This window comes from Pseudomonas sp. KCJK9111 (genome assembly GCF_046231935.1).
Classification (GTDB): domain Bacteria; phylum Pseudomonadota; class Gammaproteobacteria; order Pseudomonadales; family Pseudomonadaceae; genus Aquipseudomonas; species Aquipseudomonas parafulva_B.
The window spans coordinates 41884-57415 of the sequence record NZ_JBJJMO010000021.1 but is presented as its reverse complement, the minus strand read 5'-3'; the positions used below and the strand labels follow the sequence as shown (position 1 = coordinate 57415).

18 protein-coding genes are annotated in these 15532 nt (G+C 59.8%); 9 read left to right on the top strand and 9 right to left on the bottom strand.

Annotated elements, in window-relative coordinates; genetic code table 11:
* Nucleotides 1-417, top strand: a 417-nt coding sequence (locus ACK59L_RS10090; RefSeq protein WP_409273351.1) for a hypothetical protein, incomplete at its 5' end; no start/stop codon positions are given.
* A gap of 212 nt (nt 418-629) precedes the next feature.
* On the opposite strand, the gene ACK59L_RS10085 is transcribed toward ACK59L_RS10090, so the two are convergent.
* A complete protein-coding gene (locus ACK59L_RS10085) occupies nt 630-875 on the bottom strand; it encodes a hypothetical protein (protein WP_409273355.1) in 246 nt (81 codons plus the stop codon).
* 187 nt (nt 876-1062) lie between these two features.
* On the opposite strand from ACK59L_RS10085, the gene ACK59L_RS10080 reads away from it, so the two are divergent.
* Complete coding sequence (locus tag ACK59L_RS10080; protein ID WP_058605216.1) at nt 1063-2172, top strand: Gfo/Idh/MocA family protein; 1110 nt, start codon at nt 1063-1065, stop codon at nt 2170-2172.
* 38 nt (nt 2173-2210) lie between these two features.
* On the opposite strand, the gene ACK59L_RS10075 is transcribed toward ACK59L_RS10080, so the two are convergent.
* The gene (locus ACK59L_RS10075) at nt 2211-2681 is read right to left on the bottom strand and encodes a hemerythrin domain-containing protein (protein ID WP_409273348.1); all 471 of its coding nucleotides are present in this window, start codon (nt 2679-2681) and stop codon (nt 2211-2213) included.
* A 100-nt stretch (nt 2682-2781) separates the two neighbouring features.
* The gene (locus tag ACK59L_RS10070; protein ID WP_409273353.1) at nt 2782-4536 is read right to left on the bottom strand and encodes a glycoside hydrolase family 15 protein; all 1755 of its coding nucleotides are present in this window, start codon (nt 4534-4536) and stop codon (nt 2782-2784) included.
* A gap of 225 nt (nt 4537-4761) precedes the next feature.
* Between ACK59L_RS10070 and ACK59L_RS10065 the strand changes: the two genes are divergently transcribed.
* Nucleotides 4762-5055 carry a DUF6555 family protein gene (locus ACK59L_RS10065; protein WP_144964160.1) on the top strand — a complete coding sequence of 98 codons (294 nt, stop codon included), beginning with the start codon at nt 4762-4764 and terminating at the stop codon, nt 5053-5055.
* A gap of 69 nt (nt 5056-5124) precedes the next feature.
* Here the strand turns inward: ACK59L_RS10065 and ACK59L_RS10060 are convergent, their stop codons facing one another.
* On the bottom strand, nt 5125-5616 hold the full coding sequence (locus tag ACK59L_RS10060; RefSeq protein ID WP_409273346.1) for a hypothetical protein: 492 nt from the start codon (nt 5614-5616) through the stop codon (nt 5125-5127).
* A gap of 25 nt (nt 5617-5641) precedes the next feature.
* Nucleotides 5642-6145, bottom strand: coding sequence for a CinA family protein (locus ACK59L_RS10055; RefSeq protein ID WP_409273344.1), 504 nt, complete (start codon nt 6143-6145; stop codon nt 5642-5644).
* A gap of 165 nt (nt 6146-6310) precedes the next feature.
* Here ACK59L_RS10055 and ACK59L_RS10050 point away from each other — a divergent pair, with 165 nt between their 5' ends.
* The 4 genes from ACK59L_RS10050 (at nt 6311) to ACK59L_RS10035 (ending at nt 9494) form a co-directional block, all read left to right on the top strand.
* Nucleotides 6311-6544, top strand: a complete 234-nt coding sequence (locus ACK59L_RS10050) for a PLDc N-terminal domain-containing protein (RefSeq protein WP_409273342.1) — start codon at nt 6311-6313, stop codon at nt 6542-6544.
* A gap of 9 nt (nt 6545-6553) precedes the next feature.
* Nucleotides 6554-6718 carry a hypothetical protein gene (locus ACK59L_RS10045; RefSeq protein WP_409273340.1) on the top strand — a complete coding sequence of 55 codons (165 nt, stop codon included), beginning with the start codon at nt 6554-6556 and terminating at the stop codon, nt 6716-6718.
* A 110-nt stretch (nt 6719-6828) separates the two neighbouring features.
* Nucleotides 6829-7353 (top strand): hypothetical protein, encoded by a 525-nt coding sequence (locus tag ACK59L_RS10040; protein ID WP_023536033.1) that lies wholly within the window; start codon nt 6829-6831, stop codon nt 7351-7353.
* A 107-nt stretch (nt 7354-7460) separates the two neighbouring features.
* Complete coding sequence (locus ACK59L_RS10035) at nt 7461-9494, top strand: PAS domain-containing protein (RefSeq protein ID WP_409273338.1); 2034 nt, start codon at nt 7461-7463, stop codon at nt 9492-9494.
* 54 nt (nt 9495-9548) lie between these two features.
* On the opposite strand, the gene ACK59L_RS10030 is transcribed toward ACK59L_RS10035, so the two are convergent.
* The 3 genes from ACK59L_RS10030 to ACK59L_RS10020 all read right to left on the bottom strand — a co-directional run bounded on the left by ACK59L_RS10030 (nt 9549) and on the right by ACK59L_RS10020 (nt 12835).
* Nucleotides 9549-10754, bottom strand: a complete 1206-nt coding sequence (locus tag ACK59L_RS10030; protein ID WP_409273336.1) for a zinc-dependent alcohol dehydrogenase — start codon at nt 10752-10754, stop codon at nt 9549-9551.
* Between the two features lie 102 nt (nt 10755-10856).
* A complete protein-coding gene (locus ACK59L_RS10025; protein ID WP_409273334.1) occupies nt 10857-12029 on the bottom strand; it encodes an ATP-binding protein in 1173 nt (390 codons plus the stop codon).
* Nucleotides 12026-12835: an alpha/beta fold hydrolase gene (locus tag ACK59L_RS10020; RefSeq protein ID WP_409273332.1), complete on the bottom strand. Its 810-nt coding sequence runs from the start codon at nt 12833-12835 to the stop codon at nt 12026-12028. Before ACK59L_RS10020 ends, ACK59L_RS10025 begins: the two co-directional genes overlap by 4 nt.
* 227 nt (nt 12836-13062) lie before the next feature.
* On the opposite strand from ACK59L_RS10020, the gene ACK59L_RS10015 reads away from it, so the two are divergent.
* On the top strand, nt 13063-14661 hold the full coding sequence (locus ACK59L_RS10015) for a histidine kinase famiy protein (protein WP_409273330.1): 1599 nt from the start codon (nt 13063-13065) through the stop codon (nt 14659-14661).
* A gap of 84 nt (nt 14662-14745) precedes the next feature.
* Nucleotides 14746-15003 (top strand): hypothetical protein, encoded by a 258-nt coding sequence (locus tag ACK59L_RS10010; protein WP_409273328.1) that lies wholly within the window; start codon nt 14746-14748, stop codon nt 15001-15003.
* A 62-nt stretch (nt 15004-15065) separates the two neighbouring features.
* On the opposite strand, the gene ACK59L_RS10005 is transcribed toward ACK59L_RS10010, so the two are convergent.
* The gene (locus ACK59L_RS10005; protein WP_196135003.1) at nt 15066-15473 is read right to left on the bottom strand and encodes a response regulator; all 408 of its coding nucleotides are present in this window, start codon (nt 15471-15473) and stop codon (nt 15066-15068) included.
* Nucleotides 15474-15532 lie beyond the last annotated feature (59 nt).

Below are 15532 nucleotides of genomic sequence, written 5' to 3'. Positions count from 1 at the left end.
CGTTCCCTCTCTGAGAGCGATGTGGCGCGAAACGCTGCGCAGATTTTCTTACTACCTATCGCCGCCGATTCGAAGAATCGTATTCTTGCCGGTTTGGTCAGTGGGAAAACCCGTGCTGAGCGAAGCGGATCAAACTTTTCCCCAGCGTTGCGCTCTGCTCATAAAGACACCCTGTTCACGTTGGAGATGCTCATGAAAGACACTCACACCCACACCGGCGACAAAGTTCCGCGTCCGATTTCCTCAGAGGAAGCGCAAAAAGGCGAGCAGTCACCTGATCCTGTGTTGGAACGCCCTGATCCGGCCACCGAGGCCATCGACAAGGCTATCACCCCGACTTCCATCAAGGAGATGGAGGAGCAGACCCGGGCGATCGAGCAGCAGACTGAAAACGTGGAGAAGCGCTTGAATCGTTAAGCGATGGGGTCGTTTTGCTGCATGCGCTGTGCTTTCCTGAAATTCAAGCCAGCGACTTATTGCTGCGATGGGCCGCAAAGCGGCCCCAAGATTTGAGCTCCGCCCTGATATTGCAGCCTCGCACCTTGAGTTGTCGGGCAGGTCTGGCGCTCTGGCAAGCCCGCTCATCCTTGGCAACGCGTTGCATTGAGCAGACCCTGAGCAGCCCCACGTCAACCCGGCTCCATCATCGTATTCTTCTTCCATCCCCGCAGGTTCATGGCACACAGCGTGAACTGCAGAATGATTAGCGCCCAAGCCTCGGCTTGCCAACCCCAGGCCGCCCATAACAGGTTGCTTGCAATGAAGCAGCAGAAGCCGACCTTGCGTCGGGCGGGTCGCCGCGAGCCTATGCACCATGCTGCCACTACCGTCAACACCATGGCCGGCCATTCCAGCCAATCGATCCAAGCCTCCATCGAACGGTCCTCGGTCCTGGTTTGTTCGTGGGACCGGCCAGTCGAAGCCGGGTTCAGATCGATCCTCTTTCCCAGACACGCCTTGCGATGACAGCGCGTGCGCCAACGTTTTTTTTGAACCTCACCCGGCCTCGGCTTGCCCACTTCAGAGGTATTGCTTTGAATCATGTTCTAGAGGAGGGGTGTCATGCCCAGCACAGCACGCAAGGTCCGTTATGGTGTAGTGGCCGGCGGTTCGATTTCCCAGGGTGCGTTCATGCCCGGTATCGGGCAAACCGACAATTCGGAAATTACCGTCCTGGTCACCGGAGATGAGGAAAAAGCCCGGCAGTTGGGCGAGCGTTATGCCCTGCGAACCTACCACTACGACCAGTATGCTCAGATGCTCGCTGCGCGGGAGGTTGACGCACTGTACATTGCAACGCCCAATTTCCGTCACCGTGAGTTCGTAGTGCCGGCCCTCGAAGCCGGTATCCATGTGTTGCTCGAAAAGCCCATGGGCATCAGCGAAGCCGATTGCAAAGCCATGATCGAGGTTTCGAAACGCACGGGTGCCAAGCTGATGGTTGCCTACCGCCTGCACTGCGAGCCGGGCACGCTGGACATGATCGAGCGCGTGCACAAGGGCGATTTCGGTGATCCCAGGTTGTTCACATCCATCTTCACGCAGCGGGTCAAACCCAATAACCACCGGGCCCAGAATGGTTTCGAGGCCGGGCCGGTACCGGACATGGGCCCCTATCCCCTGAACATGGTCCGCCAGTTGTTCAACGCCGAACCCATTGAAGTCTCGGCCATGGGGGTTCGCTCGCCGGGCAGCACCATGGATACCTGGGATACTGTCACCGTGAGCCTGCGCTTCGAAGACGAGCGGCTGGCGCAGTTCACCGTCAGCTATACCTTGCCGTCTACCGAGCGGTTCCAGCTATTGGGCACCAAGGGCGAGATCGAGGCTTCGCCGTGCTTCGGTTATGGGGAAGGGGTAGCGATCAGCTACAGGGCCACCATCGATGGCGAGACGCGAGTGCACGTCAACCCTGTGGTGGACCAATTTGCTGGGGAAACGGCCTATTTCTCCGATTGCATCCTCAACAACGTCGCGCCCGAACCCGATGGGGAAGAGGGGTGGCGTGATGTACGGGTAGTCGAGGCAATCAAGCGAGCGCTTGAAACCGGTACACCGCAACGACTCGAACCACTGCCCGCTCGGCCGTTCGCGCGTCGATCCGAGCAGCGCAGGGCTTTTGCCCTGGCCCCAGTACCGCCGATGGTTGATGCCGAGTCGCCGGCAGAATAACGGGCGAGCTGCGCGCCCCTGAGGGCGCGCAGGTTTGATCACGCGGCACGCTGTTCCGACTTGCCCTTGAGCAATTTCTTCTGCGCCATCATCGCCTGGCCCATCTCCTCGAGTTGCTGCTTACCCAGCAGCTTGCGTGCCGTGGGGAACAGCTCGCTTTCTTCCTCCTCGATGTGGTGCTCCAACAACTCTTTCATCACCTTGACCCGCCCTGCGAACTCGACCGTGCCGGTCTCTGTGCCTTCAAGGTCAGGCAGCACCAGTGAATCGACGGTACGGTGCTCTTCCTTGGCCTCGTAGTACATCTTTTCCTCTTCCTTACCACCAGCTTCTTTGATGGCTGGGTAAAGGATTTCCTCTTCCAGGGCGGTATGAATGGTGACTTCCTGCTTGATGCGTTCCAGCAGGTCGGCACGCTTTTTCACTGCGCGCTCTGTTGTCGAAGACAGATCTTCAAGCAGTTTCTTGACCAACTGATGGTCCTGGGTCAGCAATTCGATGGCGTTCATGGATCACCTCTGCAGGTTGTTGTAATCACAGTTGCCATGGGTTGAGTCAAGCGCCAGGCCATCAGTTCCGCTGCACAGATGACGTGCCTGGCGTGTCCCCTCATCGACACGGTGCGCGACCACCCAGTGCCAACGCTGCGCGTAGCGCCGCCAGGTGCGTGAGGCCTTGCGGCAGGTTGCCCAGGTACTCTGCGGTGTCAGGGTCGACCATCTCCGAATAGATACCTTCGCCATGATCGAGGCCTTGCAGGGCAGCTTCATAGGCGTGCTGCGCGCGGTCGTGCTGACCGAGCAGTACCCAGGCTTCCACCAGCCAGAACGTGCACGCCAGGAAGCAACCTTCCTCCTCGACCGCACCGCTGTAGCGATAGTGGAAGGGTCCTGCCGACAGGCTGTGCTGCACAGCGTCCAGGGTGCTCTGCAGCCGCTCGGGGGCCGGATAGCCGAAGCGCACCGCCAGGGCGATGCCTGCGTCCAGCCGGTCGCTGCCTGGGTAGAACACATACGCCTGGCGGGCCTCATGCCAGCAGTGGGTTTCGATCCACTCGAAAACACGGTCACGCTCGCGCGCCCAGCGCTGCCGGCAGGTAGTGGGCAGATGCCCGCCGTCGGCCAGTTCGATGGCCCGGCTCAGGGCCTGCCAGCAGCTGATCTTCGACAAGGTGTAGTGCCGCGTTTCTGGCAGCTCCCAGATACCGGCATCCGGCTGGCGCCACTGGTCGGCACATTGATCTGCCAGGCGTGACAGCAGCATCGCACTGCTGCCGTCCAGGATGTTGCCGGTGTCGATGAAGCAACGGGCGGTCTCGAATATGTCGCCGAATACGCCGTGCTGTAACTGGTCGCGGGCATCATTGCCCACTACGGGCGGGGATTGCTTGTAGCCCGGCAGGTCGATGGCGCGTGTGCATTCGCCCATGGCCCCGTCCAGGGTGTAGAAGACCTGCGCGCCATGCTCGGCCAGCCTGCGCAGCAACCAGGTAAATGCCGCCTTGGCTTCAGGCTGAGCGCCAATGCCGAGGAAGGCTTCAATGGTATACCCGGCATCGCGCACCCATGCGAAGCGGTAGTCATAGTTCTTGGTGCCGCCGATGCGCTCTGGCAGGGAGGTGGTGGCAGCTGCCATGATCGAACCGCTGGGCGATGACAGCAGCAGTTTGAGCGCCAGCGCGTTGCGTACCACCACTGACTGGTAGGGGCCTTCATAGATGAGGCTTTGCGACCACTGCCGCCATTCACGATCAGAGCCGTCGATTCGGTCATCGATCAAGCTGAGTGGCGGCACCACCAAGGGCTCGTCGTGCCCCGCGATCAAGGCCGCGACGGTACGTTGCCCGGCCGAGGTGTCGAGTGTGGCGCGCACGCCCATGTCGTCCTTGCGCCGCACGCTGAGCTGTTGGTCATGCAGGAACATCCCGAGAATATGGCCCGCGTGAAAAACGCAGCCGTTGTCGTTGGGCGTCAGGTACGGGCTCACCGTGTCGGCCTGGGTGCCGAAATCGATGGCGATTTCGAATGTGATCGACCCTTCGATGCCCTCGATACGGCGGGCCAGTTCCGCCCAAGGTAGGCGCCCGGCAGGCCCACTGTTCAGCGATTCGGTCAACCGCGCCCGGCCGGTTGCAGTGATGTACTCGGTCTCCACCACGTTGCTGCCGGGGCGATAGCGACGCTTTGCCTGATAGGGCTGGGTCGGGGTGATGGCGAAGAAACCGCCGGTCCTGGGCGAGAGCAGTCGATCGAACAGAGGGGGCGAATCCATGTGCGGCACGCACCACCAGTCGATGGAGCCGTCCAGGCCTACCAGCGCTACCGAGCGCCCATCGCCAAGGGCTGCATACTGCTCCAGCGCCAGCCATCCACCGGTGTCCCGTTTGGGCTCGGCACATTGCCGCGGGCTTTCAGATACGTCTTCCACATTGCAGCTCCTGCACCATTGGTACTGATGTGACTGAAGCGAAGCGAGAACAGTTCGTCATCACGTGGGCAACGGCATGAGGATGACTGTCGGGTCAAAATAAATGGAATCTTTTGTTACGCCTTTGGCTCCATTAGGCTGAGTTTGATGGAGGAGAGTCCAATGGCAGGACAACAACTGTATGTAATCGAGTACGAGCTACACGGAGAATTCAGGACTTTCATCATTCGACTGGAACGCATGGACAATGCCGAGGCCTGGCACTGGGCTAGCTGCGATGCAGGTGTCGGCATCATCCCGCGGTTCGGTCAGCACAAGATCAAGAAAGTCAGCCGTCCCATGGCCGAGCGTTATGGGTTGACCAACGTGCGGTGGCGAGTCTCGGGCAAAGGCCCTGAGTTCGTCGCGCCTGCGGTGGACATGAAGAAATTTGCGGTTGCCACTGACAAGTCCTGAATTCGATGAGCTGCACGCCGGTGGCATATGCCCCGGCGTGTCCAAGCGTCTGTACTCAACCGTACAGGGCTACGGGTACAAGAATGTCGACAGTCGCACGGCGCTGTTGGCGCCGGCTCTCACGTGGCCTGTAACCTGCCCAGGTGCGTCATTGCGCACGGTCAGGTGAACAGTGGCCATTCCTGCCTTGTCGGTCGCCACTTCAATGAGCATCGCCTTACCTTGGGTTTGAGTGCGCAGCGGCTGCGGTTGCACGGTTTCGATGCTGGCTTCCTGAAGCATGCTCCCGCCGAGTTGGACCCAAACCGGCCTGCTCGGCGCTCCCTTCACGCTGATCGATAGCTCGACAGGGCTTGCGCTGCGACCCAGTCGCTTGTAGTGCACCTGTACCTTGCCATCAGCACTGGTTGTCCTGGCATCAATCAACCAAGGGCTGGCAGGCACCATGGCGATCGCCAAGCCCAGTGGCAGTAAAAGTGCAAGCCATTTGAAGCGTCCGGCGCGCCCAAAGCGGTGATGGGCAAAGGCGCCTTCGGGTGCTGGGTAATGCTTGGAAGTCATCGGATACTCGTTCATCGAGGTGTGATCAGGCCCGTTCGCCGCGTAGCCAACGTTGGTGATAATGCGCCAGTTGCGACAGTCCATAGGCCGCCCCCTGGCGCATCACCTCGTCACGCTCGCCAAAAAAGCGTTGGGTGGCGGTGAAAACGGCAAGCGGCTCTCCGGCGAACGCCCAGGCAAAACACAGCGTACCGGGCGGGGTTTTGCCTTGCGCGGCAGGTCCTGCGACCCCTGTGGTGGCAATGGCGACGGTCGCGTCGCTGTCTTTCAATGCGCCTAATGCCATTTCCCAGGCAACCGCCTCGCTGGTCAGGCCGTAGCGCTCGATGGTCACGGGGCTAACGCCCAGCAAGCGCTGTTTGGCATTGGGGGAGTAAACGACATAGCCGCTTTCAAGCACCTCGGCGGTGCCTGGCAGGGCGGCCAGGGCCGCTACCATGGCGCCTGCGGTGCAGGATTCGGCAGTGGTCAAAACAAGGTCATGTTTTTTCAAGTACTCGAAGACGGACTCAATCGCGTCGATGGCCATACCTGTAACTCGCGCAGCATTTTGCAGTGGACGCGAGCGCTACGCTGTTGGTTCACTGCAAGTGCGTCCGCCCGTCCATCGTGCAGCAATCGAGCTGAACTTAGCGGGACTTCCAGGCTTCCTTTTTAAAGAAGGTTGAGAAACCGATCAAAAGGGAGAGCGGTGATGAACGAGCCTGTGACGTACTTCTGGACCGCCGTGGCGGTCCTGATCCTACTGGTGGACCTGTGGGCCATTGTCAGTGTGTTTCGTAGCGACAAGACCGATGCCACAAAGGCCGCCTGGGCCCTGGTGCTCCTGGCGCTGCCTGTGGCGGGTCTGGCGATCTGGGGTATCTGGGGACCGCGTGGCATCAAGCGCGGTACTGGACCCTCTTCCCCTGAACACAGCAAAGGCTGAGGTGTCTTCATGAGCACATCGAATGAGCAGGACGCCAAGCGCGTGGAGCAAGCGCGCACCATGGGCGAAAAAGAGCGAGACAACGACGCTCAGCGCCCAGACGGGTCTACGGGCACCGAGCAGGACACTACGGCGCAGAAGACCGCCAGGGATGTGCCTGCGCACAAGCCGTAAACCAATGTTCAGCCAGCTTTGCTACATCGCGCCATGTCTACGGCAGCCAATGCTGTTGACATGTGCGTGGGCACTCACCCTGGCCATGGATAGTTTTTAGGAGTCGTACTGTGCCACGTATTATCACCCCAGCCACCCCAGAGCACGAAATTCAGGAGCATAATGCTCGCATGTTCGGCTCGCCCAAGGAGCGGTTGGACTTCTACCGACAGGAAATCCAGTACGAGACGAGTATCCTTGCTAACCGTACGGATGCTTACCTGGCCGCCCAGTCCTTTTTAGTCATTGCGTATGCCTCAGCCATGGGCAATACCAATCAGAGCTGGGGCGAAATGTTCACGCTGGTGGTGCCGCCCTTTTTGGCGCTGCTTGGCGTGCTCAGTTCACTGAACGCCTGGCCAGGTATTCACGCTGCCTACAAGATCATCGAGCATTGGCAGCTCAAGCAAAGTCACCTGCTGCGAAGCGAACCCATGATGGGTCTGGCTTATGACGAATCGCCATTATTTAGCGAGACCGAAACTTCCCAGGCCGGCCATCGCAAGTCCTTGCTGTTCTCGCTGCGTACACCCTGGATTTTCCTCGTATGCTGGGTATTGCTCGGGTCATACGCCATCTTTATTCAATTGGCGTGAAGACCAGACCTTTAAACTCTTGGGCATGAGGCTCATCATAGGCGCCTTTTGCGCAAAGTAGCGTGCCTGTAGCCGATGCTTGTTTTCAGGAAGTTCGAGGTCGATCGATGAATCAACGTACCGCTGGTGTCGCTGCCAGTGGCCAGGATGATGCCGCGCTAACCGCAGAACGGTTGCAGCTTGCGCTGGATGCGGGTGCGATTATCGGCACATGGGTGTGGGATATACCCAATGACAGGGTAACGGCCGATGAGCGATTCTCGCATTCGTTTGGCTTGCCGCTGGCCAGATGCCTGACGGGAATGCCTCTGGCGGAAGCATTTGCCTCCATCTATCCCGATGACCGTGAACGCGTCGCGCAAGCCATACAGGCGGCCATGGCCCTGGGCGGCCCGTTTAGGTGTGAATACCGGGTCCGCCAGGACGACGGCTGCTATCGCTGGGTTGAAGCCAACGGTCGGGTCGAAGTCGATGAGCAGGGCGTTGCGGTGCGCTTTCCGGGCGTGCTGATGAACATCGAGTCGCGTCGCAAGGCCCAGGCCGAACGCGACCGTATGTCCGCGTTGCTGCGTACCTTCACCGCCGCGGTCCCCGGCGTGGTGTATGCCAAGGACCTGAACGGGCGCATGCTGGTGGCCAACCATGGCGCCACGCAGCTGATCGGCAAGCCGCCTGAGTTTTACCTGGGCAAGACCGACCTTGAGTTTCTTGAGGATAAGGATCAGGCCAGGCAGGTGATGGAAACCGATCAGCGTGTGATGGCCGGCGGGACGGCCGTCCAGGTCGAAGAGCGGGTGGACATGCCAGACGGCTCGGCCACGTATTGGCTATCGGTCAAGGCGCCCCTGTTCAGCGACGAGGGGGAGGTGATCGGCCTGGTTGGATCTTCCATCGACGTCACCGCTCGCCGGCAGGTAGAGGAGCAACTCCTCGAGCTCAACCGAACGCTCGAGGCGCGTATTGCCCAGGCAGTGGCCGAGCGAGAGGAGGCCGAAGCCGCTTTGCATCAGGCCCAGAAAATGGAAGCCGTCGGGCAATTGACTGGGGGCATTGCCCATGACTTCAACAATTTGTTGGCGGGCATTTCCGGCAGTCTGGACCTGATCAGGTCTCGCCTGGCCCAGGGCCGTCTTGAGGACGTGGAACGCTACATGACCGTGGCCTACGGTGCTACACGCAAGGCCGCCGCGTTGACCCATCGACTTCTGGCGTTCGCCAGGCGCCAAACCCTAGTGCCTGTGCAGACCGATGTGCATGCGCTGATCGATGGCATGGCTGAGCTCGTGCGCCGCACGGTAGGCCCCTGTGTGAAGCTTGAGGTTCAGTTGTCCGCTTCATTGCACACTTGTCTGGTCGATCCAGCACAGCTTGAGAACGCATTGCTGAACCTATGCATCAATGCGCGCGATGCCATGGAGGGGAATGGCCGGATTTGCATTCAGACCGCAGACCAACGCATCGACGGTGATGCGGACCCGGAGATCGCTTCGGGCGATTACCTGAGCATATGCGTCACGGATGAGGGCATTGGTATGGACGCCGCGACCCTCTCCAGGGCGTTCGAGCCATTCTTCACCACCAAGCCGCTGGGTGCGGGGACAGGCTTGGGCCTCTCGATGGTGTACGGCTTCGCCCGCCAGACCGGCGGGCATGTGCATATCGATTCGGCACCAGGGCAAGGAACTCGGGTGTTTGTGCAATTACCAAGTCACGGTGGGCCTGCCCGAGTGGTCAGCGACAGCGTTACCCCCGTAGTGAGTCACCAGGCGCGGCCGGGTGAAACGGTATTGGTGGTGGACGATGAAGCGTCGGTGCGCCTGTATGTCAGTGAAACGCTCAGTGGTATGGGCTATGTCGTCATCGAAGCAGCCGACAGCCTGGCGGGCTTGCAATTGCTGCGCTCGGACACTCGAATCGACCTGTTGATCACCGATGTCGGGCTGCCTGGCGGGCTGGACGGCAGGAAGATGGTGGACGTTGCCAGGGGAACACGGCCGCGGCTACCGGTGTTGTTCATCACGGGATACGCACCGCCCGCGCCTGGGCAGCAGAGCTGGCCTGCCCACGGCGGCATGGTGCTGAGCAAGCCATTCGATCAACAGACGCTGGTCAAGGCCCTGATCACCCTGATGCACCCTTGAAATCTGGCCTGGCCCACTGGCAGTGGGCCAGGCCCTGACAAGGCTCGGTACCGCTCAGATCGCTACTTCAGGCGCCAATGTTCCCGCTGCCGCACCGGGAACCATAATCACCTTGCGGCAATCATCCTTTTTCTGATCGAACATCTTGTAGCCCATCGCCGCTTCCTCGAGCGCCAACCGATGCGTCACGATCAATTCAGGTTGCAGCCGACCGGCCTCGATGTGCTCGAGCAGTTCTGGCAAGAACTTCTGCACATGGGTCTGGCCCATCTTGAAGGTCAGGCCCTTGTCGAAGGCGTCGCCGAAGAGAAAACCATGAATGAACCCGGCATACACACCAGGGACGCTGACAACGCCGCCGCGCCGCACGGCAGCAATGCATTGACGCAACGCCTTGCCACTGCTGCCTTCGATCTTGAGGGCTGTCATGACGGTTTCGGTGGTGCTGCCCTTGGCCTCGAAGCCCACTGCATCAATGACGGCATCGACGCCGCGCATGCCTGGGGTCAGCCGAATGATGCTGTCGGCAGGGTCATCGTCCTGCTCGAAATTGATTGGCACTACCCCATAGGCGTCACGGGCAAACGTCAGGCGGTAGTCGTTGTCATCGACCAGGAAAATTTTTTGAGCGCCCAGCATGCGGGCGCAGGCCGCGCTCAACAGGCCGACGGGGCCCGCACCGTAGATAGCTACTGTCGATCCCTGGCCCACTTGCGCGTTGGTCACCGCCTGCCAGGCGGTGGGCAGAATATCCGACAAGAACAGCACCTTGTCGTCGGACAGCGAGGTCGGCACCTTGAAGGGGCCCACATTGGCCTTGGGTACCCGTACATAGTCCGCCTGGCCACCCGGGATGCCACCATACAAATGGCTGTAGCCGAACAACGCTGCACCGGGTGGAATGACTTTCTTGTTGATGATGGCGCCGCGGCCGGTATTGGTCGTCTCGCAGGCGGCAAACAAGTCGTGCTGGCAGAAGAAGCAGCCGCCGCAGGCGATCACGAACGGAATCACCACGCGGTCGCCAACTTGTACATTGGTCACCGCGCGGCCGACGTCCTCGACGACCCCCATGAACTCGTGGCCAAAAATGTCGCCGTGTTCGGTTTGTGGGATTTTGCCGTGATACAGATGCAGGTCAGACCCGCAGATCGCGGTAGCCGTGACTCTCAGAATGATGTCGTCAGCCTCTTGCAGGATGGGGTCCGGAACCGTGTCGACCCTTACATCCTGTGCACCGTGGTACGTCAATGCTCTCATGGTTCAACTCCTGCGAAGGCGGTTGTGCTATGCAGGTGAAACCACAAGGTAAGCAAAAGTTCAGGTCGAAAGCTCGACCGGTGGATGCCGGAGCGTCCTTGTTCAAGCTGCCAGTAACGGCAGGCGTATCGTGAAGGTGGTACCGAGTGCGGCGTCCGAATCGACGGTGATATCGCCACCATGGGCCAGGGTGATCTCGCTCACGATAAACAACCCCAACCCGACAGAGCGTACCGAGTCGGCACGGTCCGTGCCCCGGGTCATCGGCGCAAACAGGGACGTAAGCAAGGTGTCGGGAATGCAAGGGCCATGGTTGTGTACGCTGACCACGGCGCCATGCTCATGAAGGTCAGTGGTAATGGTAACGGGGTGAGCGAGGTCACCATAGGCCACGCTGTTGGCCACCAGATTGCCAATCATCTGCTGCACGCGATCCGGGTCCAGTGCAAGTTGCCCTTTGCCTTTGCAAAGGTGACGAATGCGCGCCTGGGCGAAGGCGACTCTCAATTCGTTTACGCTCTGATCGACCGTTGAGCACAGGTCTATCGGTTGGCGGCGGATGGTAATGCCTTGGCCAATTCTGACCGAGGCAAAGTCGAGCAGGTCAGCGATCATGCGCCTGGCGCGTTCCGAGGAATGGCTGATACTGCCCAGCAGGCGTCTTTCCTTGTCCCTGTGCTCACCGCGTTCGAGCAACTGCGTAGCCATCTTGATGGCGGTTAGCGGGTTTTTCAGGTCATGGCTGGCGATGGCGACCATCTGCTCGGCAAAGGCTGCACGTCGTTGGGCGCTCTGGTAGGCGTCGGCCAGTTCAGCCTTGGCCTGCTGCAATGCAGCTTCGGCCTCAATAGTCTGCGCCAGCAATTGCTCTGCTCGGCGCCGGGCGGTAAGCAATTCACGCTCGTAGCGATCACGCTCGATGGTGCCGAACAGCGCCAGTTCGTGGAACACGCCGTGGGCATATTGACGGCGCACGCCATTGAGCAACATGGTGATGACGTGACCGGCGCGGTGCCGAACCTCGAGCTTCACCTCGGCCACCGAACCCTGCATTTTCATCAGTGGCGCCCAATGGGTCTGATGGAAGATGCGTCCGCCCATGGTCAACAGCTCCTGAAACCTGCACTGCGTCAGGTCCTCGGGCGCGTAGCCCAACCATTTGCAGAAGGTCTGGTTGGCCTTAACGATCATCCCCGTCTCAGTGGTGACCACCAGGCCGCAGGGTGCCCCTTCGAACAACGAGTCGACTGCCGGTATCTCACCCGTGCCAGTCATGGTCCCGGTGCCCAGGGTTGCAGGAAAGCATCCATGGCCTGGGAACAGGCTGTAGGGGCACTCATGTGCGGGCAATGGCCGATGTTGTCGATCAGGCACAGCGTGCTGTTGGGTAGCACTGCATTGAGGTACTGGCCCACGGAAACCGGGGCGATAATATCGTCGATGGATTGGAGAATCAGTACAGGTGTAGGCAAGCCTTGCACATCCAGCCGGTTGTCAGACAGGAACGTGACACGTGCGAACTGCCGCGCGATGTCTGGATCGGTGCGGCAGAAGCTGTTGGTCAGCTCCTCGCTCAGCATGGGCTGGCCAGGCGCCCCCATGATCACCGGCGCCATGGTGCTCGACCAGCCCAGGTAGTTGCTGTCCAGGGTTTCAAGCAGTTCGTGGATATCCTGATGCTTGAAACCGCCGATGTAATCGCCGTCATCGATGTAGCACGGGGAGGGACCCACCATCACATGGGCCGCAATGCGACCCGGTTGCTGCCTGTCCGCCAGTGCGCCAATCATGGCGCTGACCGAGTGGCCGACCAGAATCACGGTGCCTTGGCCATATTCGGTGATTATCTCGTTCAGATCCGTCGCATAACCTGCCAAGGAGTCATACCGGACGCGATCATAGGCAGTCACATCCGATTGCCCGGCACCGACCAAATCGTAGGTCACGGTGCGAAAGCGTGCTTGAAAATGCGGCAGCAGATACTTCCACATCGATTGATCGCAGCCAAAACCGTGGGAAAAGATCAACGTGACAGGGCCTGCGCCCGTGATGCGCACGTTGTTACGCGTAGATAAGGTCATGGCTTTCCAAGAGGCTGAGCGGCATCCGTGGCAGGGTGGGTAGGGCATGGCTTGGCCAGCATCGGCAGTTGAATCTACCGCTTACCAGCAAGCGTAGGCCCAAGATGACGAATCGACATTGGCTAGCGAATAATAGTTTCGTAACGAGCCCTAGTTGGCGGAGCAATTTGCCGCTTGGCGTTGTCAAGAAGTGACCAGCTGCACCATTGCCCAACCAGGAGAGTCACGTGACGGACAAGAAGGCCCGCGTCAGCAATCAGGCGACCGGAGACATATCCAACCTGCCGCACGACATGTTTTTTGCTGCCGTGCAAACGACGCGTATGCCCATGATCGTGACCGATCCCGGGCGCGACGACAATCCTATCATCTTTGCCAACCGCGCGTTTCTGGAAATGACCGGCTATGACGCCGGTGAAATCGTGGGGCGAAATTGCCGCTTCCTGCAGGGCCCGGAAACCGAGCGGACAGTGGTCGACGCCATCCGTGAGGCGATCGAGAAGCGCGTGGACATCGCCACCGAAGTGCTCAATTACCGCAAGGACGGCTCCAGTTTCTGGAATGCGCTGTTCATCTCGCCGATTTTCAACGAGCGTGGCGACCTGATCTACTTCTTCGCCTCGCAGCTGGACGTTAGCCGTCGTCGCGATGCCGAGGATGCACTGCGTCAGGCGCAGAAGATGGAAGCCCTGGGTCAGTTGACGGGCGGCATTGCCCACGACTTCAACAACCTGCTGCAAGTGATGGGCGGTTACATGGGCCTGGTGGCCAGCGAGACCGACAAGGCGCAGCCGGACCTGAGCCGCATTCGCCGAAGCGTCGGGCACGCGCAAACGGCCGTCGATCGTGCCAGCACCCTCACCAAGCAGTTGCTGGCCTTTGCTCGTAAGCAGAAATTGCACGGCCGGGTGCTTAACCTCAATCACTTGCTCGATGACGTGATCCCTATCATCGAGCGCACCTTCGGTGCCGAGGTGACGGTCGAATACGACTTGGAAGAGCACTTGCGCAACTGTCGCATCGACCCGACCCAGGCCGAAGTGGCGCTGTTGAACATCTTCATGAACGCCCGGGACGCCCTGATCGGCCGCAAACGACCCCATGTATTCATCGAAACGCGGAACGTGCATGTAAGCGACATCAATCTGTCCTTCGATGGCCTGTTGCCAGGCAGTTACGTGAGCATCTCCATTACCGACAATGGCATCGGCATGCCTGCCAGCATTCGAGACCGTGTCATGGACCCTTTCTTCACCACCAAGGAGGAGGGCAAGGGTTCAGGGCTTGGGCTGTCCATGGTGTACGGGTTCGCGCGTCAGTCCGGTGGTGCTGCCCGGATCTACACCGAAGAGGGCGAAGGCACCACGCTGCGCTTGTATTTCCCGGTGGACGAAGCCAGCCCGATTCAGGAAAAGCCCGTGAAGCTGGTTGAACGCAGTTCCGGCACCGAGAGGATTCTCATCGTAGAAGACCGCCCGGACGTCGCGGAGCTGGCCAAGATGGTGCTGGAAAACTATGGCTACGACGCCGACATGGTGCTCAACGCACGCGAAGCGCTAAAACTCATCGAAGCAGGTGAGCGCTATGACTTGTTGTTCACCGACCTGATCATGCCCGGTGGCATGAATGGTGTGATGCTAGCGCGCGAGGTGCGTCGCCTGCAGCCGCAGATCAAGGTGCTGCTCACCACTGGCTACGCGGAAAACTCGATTGAACGCACCGACATCGGCGGCTCTGAATTCGATGTGATTTCCAAGCCCTGCCAGCCCCATGATCTGGCACGTCGTGTGCGGCAGGTACTCGATGGTCATACGGGCATTGTGTGAGGCTGGCGCAGCTGAACACCAATGGAAGTGAACCATCGGTTGCTCCCTGGGCTCGATTGAAAAAGCGAGCACAGGGAGACTGGCATGACGGCATTCATTGAGCAGCCTACCAATGACCTGATGCACTTGGAGGCAATCAACCGTTGGTTCTCGACATTCGATGATCACGCGTTACGTAACGCGTGCCCCAGTGCCTACCATAAAGAGCTGCTGCGCCAAGCTGACGAGATGGATCGCCTTGGAATGATTGACTGGCAGCAATGGCGGGACCTTCGACTATTAGCTGATCGGTCGTTCCAGCGGGCATTGAAGGGCGCCGACTATCAAGCGCCCGATGACTGACGACGCTCGTTGGATTCACAGAGTCGGCGACCCTTAGCCACTGCGATGTGCCTGGGCTGTGATCAAGCCGCAGGCTGCGCCCGCAGCGATGCTGACCGTGCCAGCTGATCACTGATCACGCCAATGAAATGATCCAGCGTCCAGGGCTTGGGCAGGAACACGGCGCCAGAGGGGAGGGCATGGCTTGACGGGTCGTGATAACCACTCATGACCACGATGCGAGTGTCAGGCTGCCTCTGGCCCACTTGATAAGCCAGCTCCAGGCCGTTCACCGCCCCAGGGGTGCGGACGTCGGTCAGGAGCATCGAAAATGCCGAGCGCGAGGTAATTTCCAGGCCTTCTTGTGCTGTTTCCACGCTGGTTACCGCTGCGCCCAGATCCTCAAGGGCAATGGCGATCAGCTCACGGATGATAGGTTCGTCCTCAACCAGCAGAACGGTCGGACAGCTGGGGAATTCGCACGTTTTCATGGCAATACTCTGGCTCTGCGCACGCTGAATAAAGGGAACATCCGATGTAGGCTTGCAGC